Source organism: Bradyrhizobium sp. SHOUNA76, assembly GCF_023006445.1.
GTDB lineage: Bacteria > Pseudomonadota > Alphaproteobacteria > Rhizobiales > Xanthobacteraceae > Bradyrhizobium.
Genome location: NZ_JALBHA010000840.1, coordinates 1 through 1,559, shown reverse-complemented (window position 1 = coordinate 1,559; position 1,559 = coordinate 1). Strand labels below are relative to the sequence as shown.

The 1,559-nt window shown below is 63.6% G+C and carries 2 protein-coding genes; one reads left to right on the top strand and one right to left on the bottom strand.

What is annotated here, in order from left to right; genetic code table 11:
* Nucleotides 1-410 (bottom strand): inositol monophosphatase family protein (locus MOV74_RS37760; protein ID WP_309486880.1); only part of this gene is annotated, 410 nt, incomplete at its 3' end.
* 188 nt (nt 411-598) lie between these two features.
* On the opposite strand from MOV74_RS37760, the gene chpT reads away from it, so the two are divergent.
* A complete protein-coding gene (gene chpT, locus MOV74_RS37755) occupies nt 599-1,252 on the top strand; it encodes a histidine phosphotransferase ChpT (protein WP_246932546.1) in 654 nt (217 codons plus the stop codon).
* Nucleotides 1,253-1,559 lie beyond the last annotated feature (307 nt).

Here is a 1,559-nt window from a genome sequence, read left to right as displayed (position 1 = left end):
ACGATGCCGCGCCACAGCACGCCGAGCGCAGGCGCGCTGACGATGCCCAGCAGCGGCACGCCCGATGTCACCAGGGCGAGGTTGACGGTGAACTCGTCGCGACCGGCGACGAACTCCTTGGTGCCGTCGAGTGGATCGATCAGGAAGAAGCTGCCCTCGAATGGCGGCGAGGCGAGGTGGGTCCGCTCTTCCGAGAGCGTCGGGACGTCGCCTGCGAGCTGGGCCAGGCCCTCCGCGATGATGTGGTCGGCGGCAAGATCCGCCTCGGTCACCGGCGAGCCGTCCTGCTTGCCGTCGACCCGCATCGCCGCGCGGTTGACCCTGAGAATCGCCTCGCCCGCCTTCACCACCAGCGCCGTCAGTGGCTCCATCAGGCCGGATGCGGCCGCGCCGTCGATGATCCGCTTCACCTGGATGCCTCAATCATCGGCAATTCGTTCCTCTCGACTGATTCGCCCGTGCTTATGACCGCCTCGGCGTGATCGCAAGCTAGCTGCCGCGGGCTGGCGAATGTTAGAACCCGCAGCATCCGTCAAGCATGCGTGATTCGCGGCGTCCAGCGCCGTGCAATTCCAGGAACCCTCCAGGACCCCTTTATATGTCTGACGCCTCGTCGCCCGCGACCGCTACTGCTCCCGATATGCTCGAACTCGCAGCGCTGCTGTGCTCTCGGGTCTGCCACGATCTCATCAGCCCTGTCGGCGCCATCGTCAACGGGCTCGAGGTGCTCGACGACGATCCCAAGCCCGAAGACCGCGAGTTCGCGCTCGACCTGATTCGCAAGAGCGCCAAGACCGCCTCCGCCCGGCTCCAGTTCTGCCGTCTTGCCTTCGGGGCGGCCGGCTCCTCCGGCGCGCAGATCGATCTCGGCGATGCCCAGACCATGGCGCGCGGCCACATCGAGGACGGCAAGTGCTCGATCACCTGGAATCTGCCGCGGATTCTGATGCCGAAGAACCGCGTCAAGCTGCTGCTCAACATGCTGGTCGTCGCCCAGCATACGATCCCGCGCGGCGGTATGCTGACGATCGACCCGATCGGCGAGGGCGAAACGATGAGCTTTCGCATCACTGCGACCGGCCATAACGCGCGCCTGCCGCAGAACATCTCCGAACTCCTGAGCGGCGAGCGCGGCCCTGCCGCGGACGCTCACGCGATCCAGCCTTATTACACGCGGCTGTTGGCAGAGGCCTGCGGTCTTACCGTCAAGCTTGCGCCAGAAGGCGAAGCCATCACCGTTACCGCTTCGTAAACGCGCGCCGCGCTCGGCCTCTTAATCGAATCTTTACGAGGCGCTTCGGCTTGTCCGGAGCGCCTTATCTCTTTGTTGGTTCCGTTCTTTTGCACATACTCAACCAATATTAAACGCTTTGCGGTGAAGCTGGCCCCCATTCCGAAATGGCGCATCACACCTCGTGCGCGCCCTTCCTGTATGAAGGCCTGTTTTAATGGATGATCTGTTGCGGGAGTTTCTGACGGAGACCAGCGAGAGCCTGGACACCGTGGACAATCAGCTGGTGAAGTTCGAGCAGGAGCCGAACAACGCCAAGATCCTGGAT